Origin of the sequence: Kribbella steppae (assembly GCF_004342025.1) — a bacterium.
GTDB classification, from domain to species: domain Bacteria; phylum Actinomycetota; class Actinomycetes; order Propionibacteriales; family Kribbellaceae; genus Kribbella; species Kribbella steppae.
In genome coordinates this window covers 132,569-154,083 of the sequence record NZ_SLWN01000006.1, presented here as the reverse complement: position 1 = coordinate 154,083, position 21,515 = coordinate 132,569, and the positions used below count along the sequence as shown (strand labels likewise).

At 68.5% G+C, this 21,515-nt stretch carries 20 protein-coding genes and 1 riboswitch; of the genes, 4 read left to right on the top strand and 16 right to left on the bottom strand.

Translation table 11 applies throughout. The annotated features are described in order from the left end of the window. Positions 1-158: 158 nt before the first annotated feature. The 11 genes from cmk to dop form a co-directional block, all read right to left on the bottom strand. Positions 159-845 (bottom strand): (d)CMP kinase, encoded by a 687-nt coding sequence (cmk, locus tag EV652_RS18400; protein WP_132210384.1) that lies wholly within the window; start codon positions 843-845, stop codon positions 159-161. Positions 846-916: 71 nt separating this feature from the next. Further along, positions 917-1,984 carry a prephenate dehydrogenase gene (locus EV652_RS18395; RefSeq protein ID WP_242001845.1) on the bottom strand — a complete coding sequence of 356 codons (1,068 nt, stop codon included), beginning with the start codon at positions 1,982-1,984 and terminating at the stop codon, positions 917-919. Between the two features lie 28 nt (positions 1,985-2,012). Further along, complete coding sequence (gene aroH / locus EV652_RS18390; RefSeq protein ID WP_132210383.1) at positions 2,013-2,381, bottom strand: chorismate mutase; 369 nt, start codon at positions 2,379-2,381, stop codon at positions 2,013-2,015. Between the two features lie 31 nt (positions 2,382-2,412). Then, the gene (locus EV652_RS18385; protein WP_132210382.1) at positions 2,413-3,282 is read right to left on the bottom strand and encodes a bifunctional 5,10-methylenetetrahydrofolate dehydrogenase/5,10-methenyltetrahydrofolate cyclohydrolase; all 870 of its coding nucleotides are present in this window, start codon (positions 3,280-3,282) and stop codon (positions 2,413-2,415) included. 22 nt (positions 3,283-3,304) lie between these two features. Beyond that, a riboswitch (ZMP/ZTP riboswitch) is annotated at positions 3,305-3,394 on the bottom strand. 5 nt (positions 3,395-3,399) lie between these two features. Continuing rightward, entirely contained in the window at positions 3,400-4,032 is a 633-nt protein-coding gene (locus EV652_RS18380; protein ID WP_132210381.1) for a GNAT family N-acetyltransferase, read from the bottom strand. 36 nt (positions 4,033-4,068) lie between these two features. Then, a complete protein-coding gene (locus EV652_RS18375) occupies positions 4,069-6,711 on the bottom strand; it encodes a glycoside hydrolase family 84 protein (protein ID WP_132210380.1) in 2,643 nt (880 codons plus the stop codon). Positions 6,712-6,800: 89 nt separating this feature from the next. Continuing rightward, positions 6,801-7,376, bottom strand: a complete 576-nt coding sequence (locus EV652_RS18370; protein WP_158441185.1) for an NUDIX hydrolase — start codon at positions 7,374-7,376, stop codon at positions 6,801-6,803. A gap of 50 nt (positions 7,377-7,426) precedes the next feature. Beyond that, positions 7,427-8,281 (bottom strand): proteasome subunit alpha, encoded by an 855-nt coding sequence (prcA, locus tag EV652_RS18365; RefSeq protein WP_132210378.1) that lies wholly within the window; start codon positions 8,279-8,281, stop codon positions 7,427-7,429. Positions 8,282-8,319: 38 nt separating this feature from the next. Further along, positions 8,320-9,162, bottom strand: a complete 843-nt coding sequence (gene prcB / locus EV652_RS18360; protein WP_132210377.1) for a proteasome subunit beta — start codon at positions 9,160-9,162, stop codon at positions 8,320-8,322. Positions 9,163-9,170: 8 nt separating this feature from the next. Then, entirely contained in the window at positions 9,171-9,380 is a 210-nt protein-coding gene (locus EV652_RS18355; protein ID WP_132210376.1) for a ubiquitin-like protein Pup, read from the bottom strand. A 58-nt stretch (positions 9,381-9,438) separates the two neighbouring features. Continuing rightward, complete coding sequence (gene dop / locus EV652_RS18350) at positions 9,439-10,959, bottom strand: depupylase/deamidase Dop (RefSeq protein WP_132210375.1); 1,521 nt, start codon at positions 10,957-10,959, stop codon at positions 9,439-9,441. 73 nt (positions 10,960-11,032) lie between these two features. On the opposite strand from dop, the gene EV652_RS18345 reads away from it, so the two are divergent. Then, positions 11,033-11,527, top strand: a complete 495-nt coding sequence (locus EV652_RS18345) for an NUDIX hydrolase (RefSeq protein ID WP_132210374.1) — start codon at positions 11,033-11,035, stop codon at positions 11,525-11,527. Positions 11,528-11,570: 43 nt separating this feature from the next. On the opposite strand, the gene EV652_RS18340 is transcribed toward EV652_RS18345, so the two are convergent. From EV652_RS18340 to EV652_RS18320, 5 genes are all read right to left on the bottom strand, one after another. Further along, the gene (locus EV652_RS18340; protein WP_132210373.1) at positions 11,571-11,933 is read right to left on the bottom strand and encodes a hypothetical protein; all 363 of its coding nucleotides are present in this window, start codon (positions 11,931-11,933) and stop codon (positions 11,571-11,573) included. A gap of 150 nt (positions 11,934-12,083) precedes the next feature. Further along, positions 12,084-13,829, bottom strand: coding sequence for a proteasome ATPase (gene arc / locus EV652_RS18335; RefSeq protein ID WP_132210372.1), 1,746 nt, complete (start codon positions 13,827-13,829; stop codon positions 12,084-12,086). Between the two features lie 87 nt (positions 13,830-13,916). Beyond that, positions 13,917-14,879 (bottom strand): tRNA (adenine-N1)-methyltransferase, encoded by a 963-nt coding sequence (locus tag EV652_RS18330; protein WP_132210371.1) that lies wholly within the window; start codon positions 14,877-14,879, stop codon positions 13,917-13,919. 77 nt (positions 14,880-14,956) lie between these two features. Continuing rightward, positions 14,957-16,111 (bottom strand): site-2 protease family protein, encoded by a 1,155-nt coding sequence (locus EV652_RS18325; RefSeq protein ID WP_242001844.1) that lies wholly within the window; start codon positions 16,109-16,111, stop codon positions 14,957-14,959. 58 nt (positions 16,112-16,169) lie between these two features. Beyond that, positions 16,170-17,021, bottom strand: a complete 852-nt coding sequence (locus EV652_RS18320) for an intradiol ring-cleavage dioxygenase (protein ID WP_132210370.1) — start codon at positions 17,019-17,021, stop codon at positions 16,170-16,172. 239 nt (positions 17,022-17,260) lie between these two features. On the opposite strand from EV652_RS18320, the gene EV652_RS18315 reads away from it, so the two are divergent. From EV652_RS18315 to EV652_RS18305, 3 genes are read left to right on the top strand one after another with little or no spacing between them, the layout of a single operon-like run. Continuing rightward, entirely contained in the window at positions 17,261-18,148 is an 888-nt protein-coding gene (locus tag EV652_RS18315) for a RecB family exonuclease (RefSeq protein ID WP_132210369.1), read from the top strand. A gap of 28 nt (positions 18,149-18,176) precedes the next feature. Beyond that, the gene (locus EV652_RS18310; RefSeq protein WP_132210368.1) at positions 18,177-18,920 is read left to right on the top strand and encodes an ABC transporter ATP-binding protein; all 744 of its coding nucleotides are present in this window, start codon (positions 18,177-18,179) and stop codon (positions 18,918-18,920) included. Then, positions 18,920-21,439, top strand: coding sequence for an ABC transporter permease (locus tag EV652_RS18305; protein WP_132210367.1), 2,520 nt, complete (start codon positions 18,920-18,922; stop codon positions 21,437-21,439). Before EV652_RS18310 ends, EV652_RS18305 begins: the two co-directional genes overlap by 1 nt. Positions 21,440-21,515 lie beyond the last annotated feature (76 nt).

Here is a 21,515-nt window from a genome sequence, read left to right as displayed (position 1 = left end):
GAAGCGACTGAAGTGACGAGGGAAGGCCGGGAGCCAAGGCCCCATGACCCGCCGCGCCGGAGGCGCGGCCAAAAGCACAGCGACTGAAGTGACGAGGGAAGGCCGGGAGTCAAAGCCCCATGACCACGCCGGTGCCGGAGGCCCGGCCAAAAGCACTGTCATGACTCCCGGTCGCGCGGGGCGGCCTCGGCCTCCTTCGCCAGTCTGCTGATCACGTCGACGACCTCCTCCAGAGACAGGTGCGTCGAGTCGACGGTGACCGCGCCGTCCGAGGCCACCAGGAACTGCGAGACGGTGGCGTCGTCGGCGTCCCGGCGGACGATCTGGTCGCGCAACTGCTCGGCCGTCACCGCCCCGGCCGTCAGCTCCGCGCCGCGCCGGGCCAGCCGGGCGTCCTGGTCGGCGGTGAGGTGCACCTTCAGCTCCGCGTCGGTCGCGACCACGGTGGCGATGTCGCGGCCCTCGACCACGATCCCGCCGGTCGGCTGGGCGTCGTCGATGATCTCGCGCTGCCGCCGGACCAGCTCCTTGCGGACGTCCAGGTTGGTGGCGATCTTGCTGACGCTCTCGCTGATCCGCGGCTCCCGGATCGCGCTGGTCACGTCGACGCCGTCGGCGATCACGAACTGCTTCCCGGGGTCGGTGCTGACCTCCAGCCGCAGTTCGCGCGACCGCTGGGCCACCGCTTCCGTGTCGTCCAGGTCGAGACCGTGCTCGAGCGCCGACCACGTCACGGCGCGGTACGTCGCACCGGTGTCGAGGTAGCGCAGCCCCAGTCTGGTGGCGACGCCTCGGGCCGTGCTCGACTTACCCGAGCCACTCGGCCCGTCCACAGCGATGATCATGCCCAGAGGTTACCCGTGGGCGGGGACAATCCCCCGATCAGGACCGGCTGCGGGTGACTCCTGTACGGCGACTAGCGGTGGACGACCCAACCACGCTCGGTCAGGACGTCGACCAACTGGTCGACCGAGCCGGGTTTGACGGCCAGCTCGACCTCACCGACCGGGCGGCCCGGGCTGTGGTCGATCCGCAGGTCCTCGACGTTGGCGCCGGACTCGGCGGCGTCGGCGAACAGCCGGGCCAGCTGCCCCGGCCGGTCGGGGATGGTCACCAGGACAGTGACGAGATCGATGTGCGGCGCACCGTGCTTACCCGGCACCCGGACCGCACCCGACACGCCCTGCCCGAGGATCGTCGTCAGCTCCTCGGCCGCCTCCTCCTTGCCCAGGGCAACAAGAACGCGGTCCAGTTCGCCGCGGATCTGCTCCAGCAGACCGGTCAGCGCGGTCGAGTTCGCGGACACGATCTGGGTCCACAGCTTCGGGTCGCCGGCCGCGATCCGGGTCACGTCCCGCACCCCCTGGCCGGACAGCTGGAGATGTGAGTTCGGCGCGTCCACCAACGTCCCGGCGGCCAGGGCCGACATCAGGTGCGGCAGGTGCGAGACCCGCGCCACCGCGAGGTCGTGGTCCTCGACCGACAGCTCGACCGTCCGCGCGCCGGACGCCTCGGCCAGCCGCCGGACGAGCTCGACCGCTTCAGGTGCGCTGGTCTCGTGCGGGGTGATGGCCCAGGTCGCTCCGTCGAACAGGTCTGCTCGCGCAGCGAGGGGCCCGTTCCGCTCCGACCCCGCCATCGGGTGACTGCCGACGTACCGGCTGAGATCGCCGGTCAACCGGGCTGCGTCGGCGAGCGGCTTCGACTTGACGCTCGCGGCGTCGGTGACGATCGCGTCGGTTTGCTCGAGCTGCTCGGCGACCACCTGACCGACGTGGTCCGGCGGTACGGCGACCACCACGAGCTGCGGCTCGATCTGGACCAGCCGTGAACCGGCCCCGATCCGCTCGGCCATCAGCGCGGTGTCCGGGTCGGCGTCGACCAGTTCCACCACCACGCCCAACCGGGCCAGCGCGAGGCCGATCGACGTACCGATCAGTCCGGCGCCGACGACCCGGACCGGGCCGCGCAGCTCGGTCACCATGCCCTCACTGTTGCCATTACTGGTGCCATTACTGGGCGCCCGTCAGATCCGGACGCAGCGCGACCGCACCATGCAGGTAGACGTGCTGGATCTTCTCCCGGGACCGCGAGGACTCGGCGTGCACCATCATCCGGACCACCCGCGGCAGCGCGTGCGGGACGTCGATCTCCTGCATGCACATCAGCGGTACGTCGGTCAGCCCGATCTGCCGGCCCGCCACGGCGGGAAACTCCGAGTGCAGGTCGGGTGTGACGGTGAACAGGATGCTGATCAGGTCCTCGTGGCCCAGATCATTCGCTTCCAGGACCGCCTTCACCAGCTCGGCGGACCGCTCGAGCAGATGCTCGCGCTCGTCCACCTCCAGCTGGGTAGCGCCCCGGATCGCCCGTACCGCCACGTGTCTGCCTCCTTGGTCGTCTCCCCCAAGCCTAGGTCAGAGTAGCCACGGAGTGGACAGCCGTCTCGGATTGGGCCTCGGCGGCGTCGACGGTCTGCTCCAGCAGGAGGGCGATCGTCATCGGTCCGACCCCGCCCGGGACCGGTGTGATCAGGCCGGCCACCGCGGCCGCCTCGTCGAAGTGGACGTCCCCGACGTTGCCCTCGTTGTACCCGGCGTCGACCACCACCGCGCCCGGCTTCAGCCAGTCGCCGCGGACGAAGTTCGCCTTGCCGACCGCCGCCACCACGATGTCCGCGGTCCGGACGATGTCGGGCAGGTTCGTGGTCCGCGAGTGGGTGTAGGTGACGGTCGCGTTCGATGCCAGCAGCAACATCCCGGCCGGCTTGCCGAGGATCGGGCTGCGGCCGATGACGACCGCGTGCGCGCCGGCGATCGGTACGTCGTACGCCTCGAGCAGCCGCAGGATGCCGCCCGGTGTGCAGGACCGGAACCCGGGCTCGCCGAACGCCATCGCGGCGAACGCGTGCATGGTCACGCCGTCGACGTCCTTGGCCGGGTCGATCGCCTCGAACGCGGCCCGCTCGTCGATCTGCGCCGGCACCGGGTGCTGCAGCAGGATCCCGTGCACCTCCGGGTCGGCGGACAGCTTGTGCAGCTCAGCGACCAGCTCCTCGGTCGTGGTCTCCGCGGGCAGGACGACGCTCCGTGACCCGATGCCGGCCTTCTTGCTCCGGTTCTGCTTCATCCGCACGTACGTCGCCGACGCGGGGTCGTCGCCCACCAGCACGGTCGCCAGACACGGCTGCACGCCGGTCTTCTCCTGCAGCACCCGGGCTCGGTCAGCCGCGTTCGCCACCATTTCGGCGGCCAGGTCGGTACCGATCATCAACTTGGTCATACGCGCACTCCTTCGGGCATCGAGAGGGTGCCCAGGCGCGCGGCGAAGCCGGATCTACCAGCAGACCGTTCCCCGGTGGTCCTCCACCTCAACGCCAGTCGCGGTCCGCGAACAAGCCTACGCGACGAACCAGGAGCGGCATTCCTCCAGCCCTTCGACTCGGACCGATGCGCCGGACCAGTCCTCGCGGGTGAGGCGAAGCCGGTCCGAGATCACCGGCTGACCGTGCAGAACGTCCCGGGAGATGCCGTCCGGGCGGTAGCCGAGCTTCCGGGACACACCCTGCGAGCCGGCGTTGTCCTGGAACACCTCGGTCAACGCCGCGACGGCGTCCAGCCCCTCGAAGGCAAGGTGCAGCAAAGCGACGCGTGCCTCGGTGCCGAATCCTTGGCCGTGGTGCGGCAGGCCGAGCCAGGACCACGTCTTCACCTCACGGAGAACGGCGAAGTCCTGAGCTCTCAACGCGACGATGCCGAGCGGCGTCCCATCCCGGAACACGCCGAGTTGCAACTCCCAGTCCTGCGGGGTCCACGAGGCCAGAGAACTCCAGTGACCCTGCAGCACGCTCCGGGCCCGTTCGGCCGGTGGCAGGTCTGTCCACGGGGTCAGGAACGGTCGCTCCCCCGGCTTGTGGACGCCGCTCGCGGCGACGTCGGCAAGCGCGGCGAGTTCCTCCTCGTCAGGCAGCCGGAGGACGAGGCGTTCGGTGGTCAGCCGGAGGCGGCGCAGTGGCCAGTGGTCGGTCAGCACGCCGCCATCCTGGGCTGCTGTCAGCTTCGTGGCAACTTAGTTCTCGGGCCGGTGCAGGATCACCTCATGGACCTGCGGCGGTACGGCGCCGGACGCCCAACTGATCCGGACCGCCTCGATGGTGGTGACCGGGAGCGTCACCGCACTGTAGGCAGCCCCTACCCTTCCTGCCTCCTGCCAGCCCGCACTGGTCCGAACCTCCAGCCGGCCGACGGCGGTCGCATCGCCGGACTGCAGCACCGTGATCCGGTCGACCGCGGTGGCTGAGGACAGAGCGACCGTCAGCGCGTCATCCGTCGTCGGGGTCGTTGCCGCGACGTACGCCGTACGCACGTCACCATCAACCGCGTCGGCGAGTGACGAGCCCTCCGCCGGAGCCGGCGTACCTGTTGCCGTGAGCACCAACTCGGAACCGTCGGTGACCTGGACCGAGAACTCCCGGACCACGAGCCAGAACGACGGGTTGTCGGCCAGCGCTCGGTAGCGGACATACCGGGCCGTGGTGTCGGCGGTGAAGCGAACCTCAGCCGTGGTGGCCCGGGTGAGCTCGGTCCAACTGGAGCCGTCGACGGAGTACTCGAGGGCGCCGGAGTGGATGTAGTCCTCCGGGCTGCCCGACTTCCCCATCAGTACGGCGATGTCGCCGATCGCCCGTGGTGCGCCGAGGTCGACTCGGATCTCGTCGCCGGTCACCGGCGCGCCGTTGCTCCAGAAGTACGTCGACTCGTCGCCGTCGATCATCCGGTCGGGGACGTTCTCGGCGTACGTGCCCTGCGAACTGGACGCCGTACGCCCCGGCTCGATGCCCATCCACTGGTAGTGCACCCGGCCGGCCTCGGTGAGGAACGCGTCGGCGACGCCCTCGCCGATGCGCGGGTAGGTGTTGGAGTGCGGCAGCCGGGTGTCGCGGATCGCCTTGGCCTGGGTGACCAGCGCGTCGATGCGTTGCCGGCTCGTCCACGCGGCCGCACCGTTGCCCTCGGCTACTTCATCGAGCAGTCGCAGTGACCGGTCCAGCGCCTGACCCCACAGCACGGTCGCGTCGAGCCAGGCCTTCGCCTCGTCGGCGAACGCAGGGTCCTTCACACCCTGGCGGATCTGCGCCGGAGCGTTCTCGATGGCGGTGAAGTAGGGCTTGATCGCCGCGATCGCTTCGTCCCTGCCGCCGGCCTGCCAGGTCTTCCAGAACTCGGCCGTGCGAGCAGCCAGCACCGGCGCACTCTCCGGGTGCAGCGTCGAGTCGTAGGTGTTCAGGTCGGCGAACACCTCCAGCGCCGCGATCGTCTTGCGGTCTCCCCCGGCGCGTTCGGCGATCGCCCGGTGCCAGGACGCTTGTTCGTCGTACGTCGCCGGGTTCCAGCCGAGCTCGGCGAACGAGTAGAGGGCCAGCTTGCTGACCGCGGCCTGGTTCATCGGGTTCGAGATCACGCCGGCGATGTGCTCGGCGATCCCGGGCTCACGGCCGCTGTAGTCGGCGAGCAGGATCCGTCCGGCCGCGTAGTCGTTGACCGGATAGTTGTCCCAGATCAGAATGTCGTGCCCGAACACAGCCTTGGCCTGAGCAGCTTGTGCGGTCGTGATCGTGCGCGGAACGACGCCGATCCCGGTCCAGTGCACGACCACCGCTGCGTCGAGCTGCTCCCGCAGCGCCTTCTTGTACGGCGTCTCGGACACGTTGTAGTACTCGGTCGGGACCATCTGCAGCGGGGCGAGATCCGGCTTGCTCGCGACCCACTCGCGCTGGATCCGGTTCAGCAGCTCGCTCTGTGCCTGACCGGCCGCGCCGCCGCCGGTGCCGTACTTCTCCCGGTCCTCCGGGCAGTGCCAGGTGTTGTAGTCGATGTCGTCCAGCGGCACGTTGAACGCCCGCGCGCCCAACGCGTAGAGCGACTCGAACTTCGCGATCAGCGCCTGGTAGTCGCTGTCGGAGGTGTAGCAGATCGACAGGCCGGGCGAGAGTGCGAAGGTGAAGTCGACCTTGTTGCGCTGGGCGCGCTCGATCAGTTCGCCGAGCTCGGCCAGCTTGTCGGCCGGGTACGGGTCGCGCCACTGCTCACGGTGGTACGGGTCGTCCTTGGGCGCGTACTCGTAGGTGTTCATCCGGTGCGCGCCGAGGTAGTCGAGATGATCGAGCCGGTCGGCGTGCGACCACGGCGTACCGTAGAAGCCCTCGATCGAGCCGCGGTACCGCATCGTCGGCCAGTCGCGGATCTCGACGCCGTCCACCTGGTTGCCCTGGACAACCTGTGCGAACGTGCGCGCGGCGTAGTACGTCCCGTCGGTGTCGACGCCGTCGAGCACGACGTTCTTGCCGCCGATGGCGAGGACGTAACCCTCAGCCGCCAGCCCCTCGGCGGGCTCGACGTTCAACTGCCGCAGCGCCTGCTCGCTCCCACCCAACCAGATGGTCACGTCGGCCGGCTGATCACGAACAGTCCGTACGCCGGCCTGCTCGAGCGTCTCGCGGACGACGCGCTCGGCGTCGGGGTCGGTCGTCGGGCCATGGACCAGGCCGACGGTCCGGCCGAGGTGGAACCCATCCTGGCGCGTGATGGTCTGCTGAGGCTCAGGCGTCACCGGCGGCGCCCCTTTCGTGGTCCCGGCCAGAGCAACAGCAGCCGGGACGGTCAAGGTCTGAACGACAAGTGCGAGCAACAAGGGAAGAGCGAGACGGCGCATGAGCAACTCCTCGGGCGGAAGGCGTGTGCTCCTACCATCCACTCAGTGCGCAGACCTGCTCGTCAAGGGCCTGTCGTGACCAGTTCCAGTCAGAGAAGACCGGCGTGGTCCAGCGCGAGGTAGGCGGCGTCGATCCCGGTCATGGCGCCGGGCGTCCGCAGCTGGGCGCGGAGTTCTTCCACGGTGAGCTCAACCGGGACGCAGTCCTCGAACTCGTCCAGCGCCTGACGACCGTCCGGCCGGCAGCCGCGGGCGATGCCGATGTACTTGCGAAAGACCGAGGACGCCCCCGCCCAGGTCCAGGTCACGACCTCGAACGACTCGCAGGTGTAGCCGGTCTCCTCCTCGAGCTCGCGGGGGCCGGCCACGGCCGGGTCCTCGTCGACCTCGACCAGGCCACCCGGCAGATTCGTGACGACCTGATCCGGCCCCGGCCGGAAGATCCGGATCGTGACGATCCTGCCCTCCGGCGTCAGCGGCAGGACGGTGATCCCGGACGTGATCCCGGAGGCGGTCTTCGGACCGAAGACGTCCCAGTCGGCCTCCCGGCCGTCCGGCAGCCGGTACCGCCGCTGGTTCACGGTCAGGAACCCGCTGAACCCCGGCTGCTCGTCCAGCAGCTCCCACGGCGCCGGATCCTGGGGTTTACGCGACTCAGCCGCCACGCCAGAGTCATCCGAGACTGTCGCGGCGGCTGAGCCCATCACCGAGTCGTTCACAGCGGCCGGTCGTCGCCGCCCGGCTCCTCCGGCGGAGCAACCGGTACGTCGTCATCGCCCGGAGCAACCGGGGTGTCGCCGCCGGCCGTCTCCGCGCTCTCGTCGGTCTCCTCCGGCTTGTCCGCCGACGATTCCGACGGCGTGGTGTCCGGGCTGGACTCGGACAGGATCCGCCCCAGCGTCTCCTCCGAGATCCGCTTGAACTTACGGACCTGGGTCCGGGTCCGGTCCAGGACCGCGACCTCGATCTGGTCCGGGGTCAGCTCGCGGACCTCGTTGCTGTCGTGCCCGAGCGCGTCCACAGCCAGCCGGAGCGCCCCGGCCAGCGAGATGCCCTCCTGGTAGTGCTCGCCGACGTAGTCCGCGACCTGCTCGGCCGGCCCGCCCATCACGGCGTAGCCGCGGACGTCCGCGATCGAGCCGTCGTAGGTGAGCCGGTAGATCTGGTCCTCGGCCGTGCTGGTGCCGATCTCGGCGACCAGGATCTCTACCTCGAGCGGCTTCTCACCGCCGGAGGAGAAGATCGCGCCCAGCGTCTGCGCGTAGGCGTTGGCGAGCGCCCGGCCGGTCACGTCGCGCCGGTCGTAGGAGTACCCGCGCATGTCGGCCAGCCGGACGCCGGCGATCCGCAGGTTCTCGAACTCGTTGTACCGGCCGACCGCGGCGAACGCCATCCGGTCGTAGATCTCGGCCACCTTGTGCAACGCCGGCGACCGGTTCTCCGCGACGAACAGGATGCCGTCGGCGTACTGCAACGCGATCGCGCTGCGGCCCTTGGCGATGCCCTTGCGGGCGAAGTCGGCCCGGTCCCGCATCAGCTGTTCGGGCGAGACGTAGAACGGAACGCTCATCGAAGGTGTCGTCCTCTAATCAGTCGATGGGGATCAGGTCAGGTGAGGGTTGCCGAGGCCGGCCCGTCGGGGCGCCGGTGCCGCTCGGCCCAGACCCGGTCGACGATGTCGGCCACCTCGTCCTCCGGCAGCCGAAGGTAACCGTCCGCGGTGACCACGCCGACCACCGGGAAGATCCGCCGCAGCATGTCCGGCCCGCCGGTCGCCGAGTCGTCGTCGGCGGCGTCGATCAGGGACTGGATCGCCACCGTGACGCAGTCGGTCGCGGACAGGTCCTCGCGGTAGAGCTTCTTCAGCGCACCCCGGGCGAACAGCGAACCCGAGCCGACACTGTGGAAGTGGGTCTCCTCGTACCGCCCGCCGGTCGGGTCGTAGGAGAAGATCCGGCCGCCCTTCAGGTCCTCGTCGTAGCCCGCGAACAGCGGCACCACGGCCAGGCCCTGCATCGCCATCGCCAGGTTGCCCCGGATCAGCGCGCTCAGCCGGTTGGCCTTGCCGTCCAGACTGAGTGTGGCGCCCTCGAGCTTCTCGTAGTGCTCCAACTCGACCTGGAACAGCCGGACCATCTCGATCCCGAAACCGGCCGAGCCCGCGAACGCGACCGCGGAGTACTCGTCGGCGGGGAACACCTTCTCGATGTCACGCTGGGCGATGATGTTGCCCATCGTGGCCCGCCGGTCGCCTGCCATCACCACGCCACCGGGGAAGGTGGCCGCGACGATCGTGGTCCCGTGCGGGACGTCGGCGGAGAAATCGGCCGACCCCAGGCTGCGCCGTCCCGGCAACAGGTCGGGCGCGTGCCCGGCCAGAAAGTCCATGAACGACGAGCCACCTGGAGTCAGGAAGGCTTCCGGCAACCGGCCGGAGGCATCAAAAGTCATCGAGCGGTTCACTCCCCACCCTTTTGCACGAACCCGCGGACGAACTCCTCGGCGTTCTCCTCGAGCACCTCGTCGATCTCGTCCAGGATCGAGTCGACGTCCTCGTCGAGCCGCTCCTTGCGCTCGGCGACGTCCTCGGACGTCTCGACCTGCTCGACCTCTTCCTCGGTCGTCGAACGCTTCGGCTGCTTATGCTGCTGCCCGCCGTCCTTCGCCATGGCACACACCTCCTAGAACCGCTGGAGAGGCCGCCCAACCGACCCCTCTACAGCGACCCTACCCGGCGGCACCCCCAGTGATGGTGCGAACCAGGTCACTCGCGGTGTCGCACTGGTCCAAAAGTGCTCCGACATGGGCTTTCGTGCCCCGCAACGGGTCCAAAGTCGGGATCCGCTGCAGCGATTCCTTACCCGGCAGATCGAAGATCACCGAGTCCCATGACGCGGCCGCCACCTGCGGCGCGTACTGCTGCATACAGCGGCCGCGGAAGTACGCCCTGGTGTCGGTCGGCGGGTGCGAGACCGCCATCCGGATCTCCTCGTCGGAGACCAGCCGCTGCATCCGGCCGGCCTTGACCAATTTGTAGTAAAGCCCCTTGTCCGGACGCAGGTCGGCGTACTGCAGGTCGACCAGGTGCAGCTTGGGGTCGTCCCACTCGAGGCCGTCGCGGTCGCGGTACGACTGGAGCAGTTTCAGCTTGGCGACCCAGTCGAGCTGGTCGGCCAGTTTCATCGGGTCGATGGCCAACTGGTCGAGGATCTGCTCCCAGCGGTACAACACGTCCTTGGTCTGCCGGTCCGCGTCGTCGCCGTACTTGTCCTCGACGTACTTGCGGGCCTGCTCCAGGTACTCCGTCTGCAGCTGTACGGCGGTCAGCTTGCGACCGTCCTTGAGCGTCATCAGGTGCGTGCAGGCCGGGTCGTGACTGACCTCGTGCAACGCGGTGACCGGGCGGTCCACACTCAGGTCGTCGGTCAGCCAGCCGTCCTCGATCATCGACAGCACCAGACTCGTCGTCCCGACCTTGAGGTACGTCGAGATCTCGGACAGGTTCGCGTCGCCGATGATGACGTGCAGGCGGCGATAGCGGTCCGGGTTGGCGTGCGGCTCGTCGCGGGTGTTGATGATCGGCCGTTTCAGCGTCGTCTCCAGGCCGACCTCGACCTCGAAGTAGTCGGCGCGCTGGCTGATCTGGAAACCGTGCTGGGTGCCGTCCTGGCCGATCCCGACGCGGCCGGCGCCGGTCACTACCTGACGGCTCACGAAGAACGGGGTGAGATGCCGCACGATCGACGCGAACGGGGTCGAGCGGCGCATCAGATAGTTCTCGTGCGAACCGTACGACGCGCCCTTGTTGTCGGTGTTGTTCTTGTACAGGTTCAGCGGCGGCGCGCCGGGGATCTGCCGGGCCTGCCGGGCGCCCTCCATGATCACCAGCTCACCGGCCTTGTCCCACACCACCACGTCCCGCGGGTTGGTGGTCTCGGGCGCCGAGTACTCCGGGTGGGCGTGGTCGACGTACAGCCGGGCGCCGTTGGTGAGGATCACGTTGGCCAGGCCGGTCTCCTCGTCGGTGAGTTGACTGGAATCGGCCACCTCCCGGCTCAGGTCGAAGCCGCGCGCGTCCCGCAGCGGGTGCTCCTCGTCGAAGTCCCATCGGGTCTTGCGCGCGAGCGGCTGCGTCTGCGCGTAGCCGTTCACCACCTGGCTCGAGGTCAGCATCGGGTTGGCCCCAGGCTGTCCTGGAACCGAGATGCCGAACTCGGTCTCGGTTCCCATGATCCGCCGAACACTCATGCGAACGAGCCTACGCGGTGGAGGCGACTAAAGCCGTTGCTGTGTCCACAGGGTTACGTGTGAAACTTCGCGGGTGGACGAAATCGTTGCGATCCTGAACGAAGACAACCATGTCACCGGATCGGCACCGCGATCGGTGATGCGCCGGGAGAATCTGCGGCACTCGGCGACCGGCGTACTCGTCCGGAATCCGGCCGGCGACATCTACGTGCATCGCCGGACGCCGACCAAGGACGTCTTCCCGTCGTGTTACGACTTCTCGGCAGGTGGTGTCATAGCCGCCGGCGAGGATCCGTACGAGGCCGTCGTACGGGAGTTGGCCGAGGAGCTCGGCATCAGCGGGGTGAACCTGGTCAAGCTGCCGGAAGGCGACTACGCCGACGAGTCCACGAACTACCACGCGTACCTCTACACCTGCGTCTGGGACGGCCCGGTGACCCACCAGCCCGAAGAGGTGTCCTGGGGCGCCTGGATGTCCCCTGCAGAGCTCGTACGACGCCTTGACGAGTGGCCGTTCGTCCCCGACACCACCGCCCTGCTCGGTCCGTACATCAGGAGCCTGGTGTAACGATCACGCCTCAGCGGGGTGCTGATGCGGCTCTGACGGCCGATCAGCGGGTGGTGCGGCGGGCGGCGGTGCGGGCGAGGTTGATGCCGACCAGGCCCGCCCAGCAGACGATGAGGCCTTGCAGGCCGAGCATGTCCGCGCTGATGGCGGTGATCGGGATGGCCGCGACGACCGAGATGATCGCCAGGGCGAGGCCGCCCGGATCGGTTTCCCGGGGCTTCAGACCGGCCATCTCCAGGGCCCGGTCCTGCTGCCGGAACTCGAGATCCTGCCCCCGGCGCGCGGCGTCCCGCGCGTCGAGCTTCTCGAGGAAGCTGTCGATGATCTCTTCCTCGTACTCCGGCCCCAACTCCTGCCGCGCGGCCGCCGCCGCCCGCAGGTCCTTGCGCACCTCGTCCGTCGCCATAGCAGCACGGTACGTCGACGGGTGCCGCCGAGGAATCCGGGGAAACCCCGGCCAGTCCCCTGCAGCACCCGAGAGCACCGAACAGCTGTCCTGCCACGACAGCGACTGCCCCTGGACAGTGGATGTCCAGGGGCAGCCGGTACGACGGACTTACAGGTACTGACCCGTGTTCGTGGCCGTGTCGATGGAGCGACCCGGCTCCGTGCCCTGCTTGCCGGAGATGAGCGTACGGATGTAGACGATCCGCTCGCCCTTCTTGCCGGAGATGCGGGCCCAGTCGTCCGGGTTGGTCGTGTTCGGAAGGTCCTCGTTCTCCTTGAACTCGTCCACGCACGCCTGCAGCAGGTGCTGCACCCGCAGACCCTTCTGGTTGTCGTCCAGGAAGGCCTTGATCGCCATCTTCTTGGCCCGGTCGACGATGTTCTGGATCATCGCGCCCGAGTTGAAGTCCTTGAAGTACAGGACCTCCTTGTCACCGTTGGCGTAGGTGACCTCGAGGAACCGGTTCTCGTCGGCCTCGGTGTACATCCGCTCGACGGTGCGCTGGATCATCCCGTTCACGCACTCGCGCTTGTCGCCGCCGAACTCGTTCAGGTCGTCGGCGTGCAACGGCAGGGTGGTGGTCAGGTACTTCGAGAAGATGTCCCGGGCCGCCTCGGCGTCCGGCCGCTCGATCTTGATCTTCACGTCCAGCCGGCCGGGTCGCAGGATGGCCGGGTCGATCATGTCCTCACGGTTCGAGGCACCGATGACGAGCACGTTCTCCAGGCCCTCGACGCCGTCGATCTCGCTCAGCAACTGCGGGACGATGGTGTTCTCGACGTCGGAGGAGACACCGGATCCGCGGGTGCGGAACAGCGAGTCCATCTCGTCGAAGAACACGATCACCGGCATACCCTCGGAGGCCTTCTCCCGGGCCCGCTGGAAGACCAGCCGGATGTGCCGCTCGGTCTCGCCGACGTACTTGTTCAGCAGCTCCGGACCCTTGATGTTGAGGAAGAACGACTTCTGCCCCTCCACCCCGGTCCGCTCGGCCACCTTCTTGGCCAGCGAGTTCGCCACCGCCTTGGCGATCAGCGTCTTGCCGCAGCCGGGTGGGCCGTACAGCAGCACACCCTTCGGTGGCTTGAGCTCGTGCTCGAGGAACAGGTCCTTGTGCAGGTACGGCAGCTCGACCGCGTCCCGGATCTGCTCGATCTGGCCCGTCAGGCCACCGATCTGGGTGTAGTCGATGTCCGGGACCTCTTCGAGGATCAGCTCCTCGACCTCGGACTTCGGGATCTTCTCGTAGACGTACCCGGACCGGGCTTCCAGCAGCAGCGAGTCACCGGCGCGCAGGGGGATGTCGAGCAACGGCGACGCGAGCCGCACGACCCGCTCCTCGTCCGCCTGCGCGATCACCAGCGCCCGCTCGCCGTCGGCCAGCAGTTCCTTCAGCATCACCACGTCGCCGACGACCTCGAAATCGCAGGCCTCGACCACGTTGAGTGCTTCGTTCAGCATCAGTTCCTGGCCGAGCTTCAGCGCGTCCAGGTCGATCGACGGGCTCGCCGCGACCCGAAGCTTGCGGCCACCGGTGAACACGTCCAGCGTGTCGTCGTCATTGCGTCCGAGGAAGGTGCCGAAACCGGACGGCGGTTGCGCCAGCCGGTCGACCTCCTCCTTCAGGGCGATGATCTTCTCTCGCGCCTCCCGCAGCGTTTCGGCCAGCCGCTCGTTCTGAGCGGTGACACTCGCCAGGGAGGCCTGGGTTTCGGACAGTCTGCTCTCGAGCGACCGGCTGTCTGCCGGGTGCTCGAGCAGCCGACGCCGCAACGCTGCGACCTCGGCTTCCAGGTACCGGACCTGGTTACGCAGCTCTGCCGCGGTAGGGCTCTCGTCTCCAGCCACGATCATCACCTCACCATGTGGGGCTCGACCCTATGGACCTTACCCAGAAAACCTCACCGGGCAAGCTGAATCCCATCACGTGTCGGTTGCGGATCAATCCGTTGCTGTCGGCATGTCTTCGGAGGTTTCAGGACGATCCGAAGCGCGGCCCGTGACACGACGCGGTCCGCTGTAGTCGTCGCCGTAGGCACCAGGGGCCGGACGGCGCTTCTTGCGCGGCGCCTGAACACCGTGCGCCATCCTGCGCGCAGTGACCAGGAACGCGGTATGACCCTGCATCCGATGCCCCGGCCGGACGGCCAGTCCCTCGACGTGCCAGTCCCGGACCAGCGACTCCCAGGCCCGCGGCTCGGTGAACTCGCCATGGGCCCTCAGCGTCTCCACAAAGCGGCTCAGCTGCGTCGTGGTAGCGACATAGGCACAGAGCACCCCACCGGGTGACAGGGCCTCTGCTGCCGCGTCAACGCACTCCCAGGGCGCCAGCATGTCCAGCACGATGCGGTCCACGTCCTGCTCGTTCAGCTTCTCGACCAGATCGCCGACCTCGAGCCGCCAGGCGGGGTGCTCACCGCCGAAGAAACCGGTCACGTTCTTCCGCGCGACCTCGGCGAAGTCCTCCCGCCGCTCGAACGAGATGACCTGCCCGTGGATCCCGACCGCGCGCAGCAGCGCGGTGGTCAGCGCACCGGAGCCGGCACCCGCTTCGACCACCTTCGCCCCGGGGAAGATGTCGGCCATGGTGACGATCTGGGCCGTGTCCTTCGGGTAGATCACCGCGGCACCACGCGGCATGGAAACGGAGTAGTCAGCCATCAGGGGACGGAGTGCGAGGTACTCCACGCCGCCCTTGGACTTGATCACCACAGCGTCGGGACCGTCGATCAGGTCGTCGTGCGCGATCCCGCCCTTGGTGGTGTGGAAGATCTTCCCGCGCTCCAGGAACACCGAGTGCCGGCGGCCCTTGGAGTCCTGCAGGGTGATCCACTCCCCCGCTTGCAACGGGCCGTGGTGGACCCCGGAATACGCCTGGTCGGGAAAGTCGCGCAAGTCAGCCATAAGGCGCTCACCTTAACTCTGCTTTTGGCCGGGCCTTCGGCGCCGGCATGGTCATGGGGCCTTGGCTCCCGCTACCGTCAGCGACCGCGGAACGCCCGCTCGATGTCGGCGGTGGTCAGCACGCCGTAGACAGAGCCGGTGGCATCCAGGACGAGGTACTCCGACGCCGGGTGCTCGCGGATGGTCTTCAGGATCTCCTCACCGGTGTCGTTGACTCCGATGATGTGGCCCGCGCCGATCCGGGTCGCAACCTCGCTGACGTTGGTCCACGGCCGCTGGTTCGGCGCCACCGCGGCGACCGCGGTCTCCGAGACCAGCGCGTGCGGCTTGCCCTCGCCGTCGATCACCACCACCGCCCCGGCCTGCCCCTCGGCGGCCAGCCGGACGGCCTCGGAGATCGGCGTCCCGGAATGTACGGCGATCGCGCGCCGCGCCAGCGTCCGGACCTGGAGCGCGGGTAGCTTGCGCTTCAGCCGGGCCTGCATCAGCGACGCCGTCGACCCCATCCAGAGGAAGAACCCGACCGCGAGCGCGATGATGAAGTCGATCATCGACGGTTGGCGGCCCCAGATCTCCTCCAGCAGGACGGGCGCCGCCAACACCGCGATGGCGAGCAGCCGGCCGCCCCACGCCGCCACGATGGTGCCGGTGTGCATGTTGCCGGTGAGCTTCCAGACCAGCGCCCGCAGCACCCAGCCGCCGTCCAGCGGGAGGCCGGGCAGCAGGTTGGTCACGCCGACGATGAGGTTGGCCACTCCGAGTTCCCACAGGGCGACGTACCCGACGCCCTCGTCGAAGGCACGGGAGCCCAGGTATGCCAGCCCGCCGACCACCAGCGAGGCGATCGGGCCAACCACCGAGACGGCGAATTCCTCGAACGGTGACTTCCGCTCGCCCTCGATATGCGTACCGGCCGCGAAGAAGCCGAGGTTGATCTCCGACACCCCGATACCGAACCGCAGCGCCATCAGCGCGTGCGCCAGCTCGTGCACCAGGATCGACACCGTGAACGCGACCACGAACGCGAACGCGGCCAGGTAGCGCCAGTTGCCCAGGTCGGGGAACTGCTGCCCGATGATCGTGGCGAACCCGATCGCCAGCAGCATCGCCACCGGCAGCCAGGTGAACCGCATGGTCAACCGGATTCCGCGGATACGACCGAGGACCCAGGTACCGGGCGGCGGCGGGCCGGCCGGCTGGGCGGGGCTCTGGGGTTCACGCGGATCTGGCATCGACCCAACGCTACTTCCCCGGCGGTAACTCCGTGCTACCTACCCATGCAATTCCGCCTCAGACCCCGACGTTCAGTTTGGCGACGTACCCGCTGCTGACGTCCCCGGTGACGGTGGCGAGCTGGTGTACGCCGTCGTCGTCGCCGAACACGTTGTCGTCCTCGAGCGACGTCTGCTGCATGTTCTGCGCGCTGCCGTCGTACCCCTCGGTGGCGTACACGGTGTTGCAAACGTCCTCCGGGAAGGCCAGCTGTGAGGTCGCGCTGATCTTTCCGGCGGCGGTCGCCTCGGACAGACTCGAGTACACCTCGAAGTGGATGTGCGGCCAGCGGCCCATGTACGCGGCCGGGAAGATCGAGGTGAAGGAGACCTTGCCGTTCGCGTCGGCCGCCTGGACGCCGCGGAGGTAGTTCTCGTTGGTGACGCCGTCGGAGTAGAGGGAGTAGCGGCCCTCCGCGTCGCAGTGCCACAGATAGACGGCAGCGCCGGCCAGCGGCGTGTCTTTGTCGGCATCCAAAATCGTGAGTTCGACGGTCAGCGGTACGCCGGCCGCGACGCCCGAGGCGGAGCCGAAGGACTTGGTGATGTCCTTGCGGACGATGCCGGACTCGGTCAGCACGTTCGGGCCGTTGGAGCCGTCACCCGGGTACGGGCCGGCCGTCTCCTGCGGGATCTCGTCCACGTCGGTGGTCGTGCCGGTCGTCGTACTGGTGGTCGCGCTCGGGGTGCTCGAGGTCGTGGTCGTCGTACCGCTGGTGGCCGAGTCCGTGGCGTTGTCGGTCGAGCAACCCGCCACGACGGCGAGGCCGGCGCCGGCGAACAGGCCGAGGAACCGCCGTCGCTGCAGCGTGCCGAGGTCGTACTCCAGGCCCAGGTCGTGTTCGCGGGGCGGTTTCTGCGGAGGGGTCATCAGAGGCTCCTTGCCGGTGTTTGTTGGCACCAGCCTGGCAACCCGAGCCGATGGTTTGCCGAAAGTCCGCTGTGAGTTTCCTGGGAGCGTCGGACCGGTTTTCCACAGGCTCGGGGTGGGTGCACGCGAAGTGTCGGTTGGCTCGCCTAGGGTGCAGGCATGAGCGAGCGAAGCGAGTTCATCATCAAGCACAGGGTGTCTCGTGCCTCAGCCGCGCCCGGAGCGAAGCGAGGACGTGGATGAGTCTTGCAGCCGAAGCCGATGTGCACGGCCATCCGCGTGGGGCGTTGTCGCCGTCCCGGGCCGCGGATTTCATGAGCTGCCCGCTCAAGTACCGGTTCCGCGTGATCGACCGGCTGCCGGAGAAGCCGTCGGCCGCCGCGGTCCGGGGCACTGTCGTGCACGGTGTGCTCGAGCGCTTGTTCGACCTGCCGCGGGGTCAGCGGACGCTGGAGCACGCAGCCGAGATGCTGGAGCCGCAGTGGCAGCAGGTGCTGGCCGCGGAGCCCGAGGTGGCGGCGCTGTTCGCCGAGGACGCGAGTGGCGAGGAGCTGGCCAAGTGGCTGGCCGAGGCACACCAACTGCTCGGCAAGTACTTCACTTTGGAGGACCCGAACGCGCTGGAGCCGGCCGAGCGGGAGCTCTACGTCGAGACCGAGCTCGACTCAGGTCTGGTACTGCGGGGCTACGTGGACCGGCTCGATGTCGCACCGACCGGCGAGATCCGGGTGGTCGATTACAAGACGGGTCGCTCGCCCTCGGAGTTCTTCGAGGCGAAGGCGCTGTTCCAGATGAAGTTCTATGCGCTGGTCCTGTGGCGGCTGCGCGGCGTCGTGCCGGCGATGCTGCAACTGGTCTACCTCGGCAACGGCGAGATCGTCCGCTACATCCCCGACGAAGCCGATCTGCGCGCTTGTGAACGCAAGGTGTCGGCGCTGTGGATGGCGATCACCCGGGCGCTCGAGTCCGGCGACTGGCGCCCGAGCCCGGGGCCGCTGTGCGAGTGGTGCGACCACAAACCCCTCTGCCCGGCCTGGGGTGGCACACCACCGCCCCTCCCGACCCGCTCGGTCGAAGAGGTCGCCGCCGAGTCCGCCGGAGTAGACCTCGTAGGCGTCGACGGCTGAGGAACCCCGTCCCGATACGGTTCGTCGCATGAGTGTGGCGGTGCGGGCTGTGGGGTTGTGGAAGCGGTACGGCGGTGGGCAGACGCAGGTGGATGCGTTGGCCGATGTGAGCGCCGAGTTCGGTCAAGGCCGGTTCACCGCGATCATGGGCCCTTCGGGCTCCGGGAAGTCGACGCTGTTGCACTGTCTGGCCGGGCTGGACAAGCCCAGTGACGGACAGGTGTTCATCGGTGACGTGGACATCACCCGGCTGCCGGAGAAGCTGCTGACCCACCTGCGCCGTGACCGGATCGGGTTCGTGTTCCAGGCATTCAATCTGGTCCCGACTCTGACCGCGCTGGAGAACATCACGCTCCCGCTGGACCTGGCCGGCCGCAAACCGGACCAGGAGTGGCTCGACACCGTCATCGACACGATCGGCCTGAAGGATCGCCTCGACCACAAGCCCTCCGAGCTCTCCGGCGGTCAGCAACAGCGCGTCGCGTCCGCCCGCGCCCTCGTCTCCCGGCCCGACGTGGTGTTCGCCGACGAACCCACCGGCAACCTCGACTCGCGATCGTCCGCCGACGTACTCGCCTTCCTGCACCGCTCCGTCCGCGACTTCGGCCAGACCGTCGTGATGGTCACCCACGACCCGACCGCCGCGTCGTACGCCGACCGCGTTCTCTTCCTCGCCGACGGCGAACTGCGGTCCGAGCTGCTCGACCCGACGGCCGAGACCGTGCTCGACACGATGAAGCAGCTCGACCCGACTGCGGCAGCGGCCGGCTGATGCTCAAGCTCGGCCTCCGGTCGGTCCTCGCACACCGATTGCGGTTCGTGCTGTGCACGGTCGCGGTGCTGCTCGGGATCGCGTTCGTCGGCGGCGCGTTGGTCTTCACCAACACCCTCTCGGCCGCGTTGAAGAAGAACTTCTCCAGCAGTACGGCGGACATCACGGTCACCCCCGTCGACCCGGTCGGTGTCCGATCCGGCCGGCCCGCGACGTTCACCTCCGACGTGGTCGAGCGCATCGCCGCCGTACCAGGTGTGGCCGGTGCCAACCCGGAGTTGCTGGTCAGCGACGTACAGATCCTGGCGCCGGATGGGAAGCCGACCGAGACCTACGGGCTGTCGACGTACGGCGGCGCGTGGCCGCGGGACGTCCGCACGGCACCGTTCCGGCTCCTCGACGGGAAACCGCCGTGGGGTGAGTCCCAGCTCGCCGTCGACCAGTCGACCGCGACGCGCGAGGGGTACGTCGTCGGCGACCAGGTCCGCGTCGTCACCGCGACCAAGGCCATCACCGCCGAACTCACCGCGATCACCACCCCGACCGTCTCGGGTGTGGCGGCCGGCGCGCCGCTGGTCACCTTCGACCCGGCGACCGCCCAGCGACTCCTCCTCGGCCAGCCCGGCTGGACCTCGGTCGGTGTCGCCCTCACGGCCGGATCCGACCCGGACACCGTCAGCAAGGCGATCGCCAAGACCATCGGTGACACCGTGACGGTCCGCACGGCCACGCAGGTCGCCGCCGACGGCGAGAACGCACTCGACGACGCGTTCGGCGGCTACAGCACCGTGCTGATGTTGTTCGCCGGGCTCGCGCTGTTCGTCGGCGCGTTCCTGATCGTCAACACGTTCTCGATGCTCGTCGCGCAGCGATCCCGTGAGCTGGCCATGCTCCGCGCGATCGGCGCCTCGCGCGGGCAGGTCACTGCCACCGTTCTCATCGAGGCGCTGGTGATCGGCGCGGTCGGCTCCACCCTCGGTCTCCTGCTCGGCATCGGTGTCGCCGCAGGTATCCGATTCCTCTACCAGTGGGTCGACCTCGCCATCCCCAATGCGTCGCTGCAGATCGGCGCCGGCCCGGTCATCGCCTGCTACCTGATCGGCATCGGCGTCACGGTCGCCGCGGCGTACCCGGCGGCCCGCCGCGCGGGGAAGCTCCCGCCGATGGCCGCGCTGCGCGACGACGTCGCGCTGCCCGAGCGGTCCATGCTGATCCGGCTGCTCCTCGGCGGGTTCATGCTGCTGATGGCGGTCGTGCTGTACCTGATCGGTCTGCGGGCCCATGGCCTGCCCGGTGCGGTCCTCCTGGTGTTCGCCGCCGCGATCACGCTGCTCGGCGTCGTCATGACCAGTCCATTGGTCAGCCGGTACGCCGTCCGCGCCCTGATGTCGCCGTTCGGTCGTCAGGCCCCGGTGACACTGGGCCGCCGGAACGCCGAGCGCAATCCACGGCGTACGTCGGCCACCGCGTCGGCGCTGATGATCTCGGTCGCCCTGATCAGCGGCCTGATCGTGATCGCCGCCTCGGCCAAGGCATCCATCGAGCAGAACATCACCGACGCGATCGGTACGTCAGAACTCGTCGTCAGCTCGGACGACCCCACCTCCTTCAGCCCGCAGGTCGCCGACCGGGTCGCCAAGGTCTCCGGCGTCGAGTCCGTGCACCGGGTCCGCCAGCAGCAGGCCAAGGTCGGCGACACCACGGTCCAGGTCAGCGGGGTCAGCGACGGAACGCTCGACGGCCCGATCACGGCGAAGCTCGAGTCCGGCTCCCTCGATGGACTCGGCGCAGGTCAGGCGCTGCTCCCCCGCACGATGGCCAAGACCCTCAACCTGTCGGCCGGTGCGACGTTCGACCTGACCACAACCACCGGGAAGCACCGCCTCACCGTCGCCGGCATCCTCGCGCCGAACCGCCAGCTCAACGCGATCGTCATCTCGCTGCCGACGTACGACGCGATCGGCGGCGCCCCGACCGACTCGCTGCTGTACGTCGAGCTCGCCCAGAGCACCGGTGCGGCGCAGGCCGGGCAGGCGATCCTCGGTGAGCTGAAGGACTACCCGACGATCCGGGTCCGCGACCAGGAGGCGTACGTCGCCGATGCCCGCGGGCCGGTCAACGTCGCGCTCGGCGTGATCGGGATGCTGCTCGCGCTGGCGATCCTGATCGCGATCCTGGGCATCGTGAACACTCTCGCCCTCGCTGTGGTCGAACGGACCCGCGAGATCGGTCTGCTCCGTGCGATCGGGATGGACCGGCCGCAGCTGAGCCGGATGCTGCGGGTGGAGTCGATCGCGATCACACTGCTCGGTGCGTTGCTCGGGCTGGTGATCGGTGTCGTGTTCGCGGCGTCCGTGCAGCGGGTGATGGTCGACAACGGTCTGAGTGTGCTCGACATCCCCGTGCTGCAGTTGCTGGCCGCCGTACTGCTTGCCGGTGTTGTCGGCGTACTGGCGGCGGTCTGGCCGTCACGCCGGGCCGCACGCCTCGATGTCCTGCAAGCAATCGCCACGGAGTAGCCCTCCTCCCCTCTGCATTCTTTGTTTCTCTTCTCAGCAATAGCAATCCCTCAACGCTGAAGGGAAGAAATGAGGG

Bases quoted from the DNA above. Each gene is read 5' to 3' on its own strand.
- EV652_RS18395 (WP_242001845.1), bottom strand. From the start codon at position 1,984: ATGGTGACCGAGCTGCGCGGCCCGGTCCGGGTCGTCGGCGCCGGACTG.
- EV652_RS18355 (WP_132210376.1), bottom strand. From the start codon at position 9,380: ATGGCGAAGGACGGCGGGCAGCAGCATAAGCAGCCGAAGCGTTCGACG.
- arc (WP_132210372.1), bottom strand. From the start codon at position 13,829: ATGATCGTGGCTGGAGACGAGAGCCCTACCGCGGCAGAGCTGCGTAAC.
- dop (WP_132210375.1), bottom strand. From the start codon at position 10,959: ATGAGTGTTCGGCGGATCATGGGAACCGAGACCGAGTTCGGCATCTCG.
- EV652_RS18320 (WP_132210370.1), bottom strand. From the start codon at position 17,021: ATGACCCCTCCGCAGAAACCGCCCCGCGAACACGACCTGGGCCTGGAG.
- EV652_RS18375 (WP_132210380.1), bottom strand. From the start codon at position 6,711: ATGCGCCGTCTCGCTCTTCCCTTGTTGCTCGCACTTGTCGTTCAGACC.
- EV652_RS18385 (WP_132210382.1), bottom strand. From the start codon at position 3,282: ATGACCAAGTTGATGATCGGTACCGACCTGGCCGCCGAAATGGTGGCG.
- EV652_RS18325 (WP_242001844.1), bottom strand. From the start codon at position 16,111: ATGCCAGATCCGCGTGAACCCCAGAGCCCCGCCCAGCCGGCCGGCCCG.
- EV652_RS18315 (WP_132210369.1), top strand. From the start codon at position 17,261: ATGAGTCTTGCAGCCGAAGCCGATGTGCACGGCCATCCGCGTGGGGCG.
- EV652_RS18305 (WP_132210367.1), top strand. From the start codon at position 18,920: ATGCTCAAGCTCGGCCTCCGGTCGGTCCTCGCACACCGATTGCGGTTC.
- prcA (WP_132210378.1), bottom strand. From the start codon at position 8,281: ATGAGCGTTCCGTTCTACGTCTCGCCCGAACAGCTGATGCGGGACCGG.
- cmk (WP_132210384.1), bottom strand. From the start codon at position 845: ATGATCATCGCTGTGGACGGGCCGAGTGGCTCGGGTAAGTCGAGCACG.
- EV652_RS18330 (WP_132210371.1), bottom strand. From the start codon at position 14,879: ATGGCTGACTTGCGCGACTTTCCCGACCAGGCGTATTCCGGGGTCCAC.
- EV652_RS18340 (WP_132210373.1), bottom strand. From the start codon at position 11,933: ATGGCGACGGACGAGGTGCGCAAGGACCTGCGGGCGGCGGCGGCCGCG.
- EV652_RS18310 (WP_132210368.1), top strand. From the start codon at position 18,177: ATGAGTGTGGCGGTGCGGGCTGTGGGGTTGTGGAAGCGGTACGGCGGT.
- prcB (WP_132210377.1), bottom strand. From the start codon at position 9,162: ATGACTTTTGATGCCTCCGGCCGGTTGCCGGAAGCCTTCCTGACTCCA.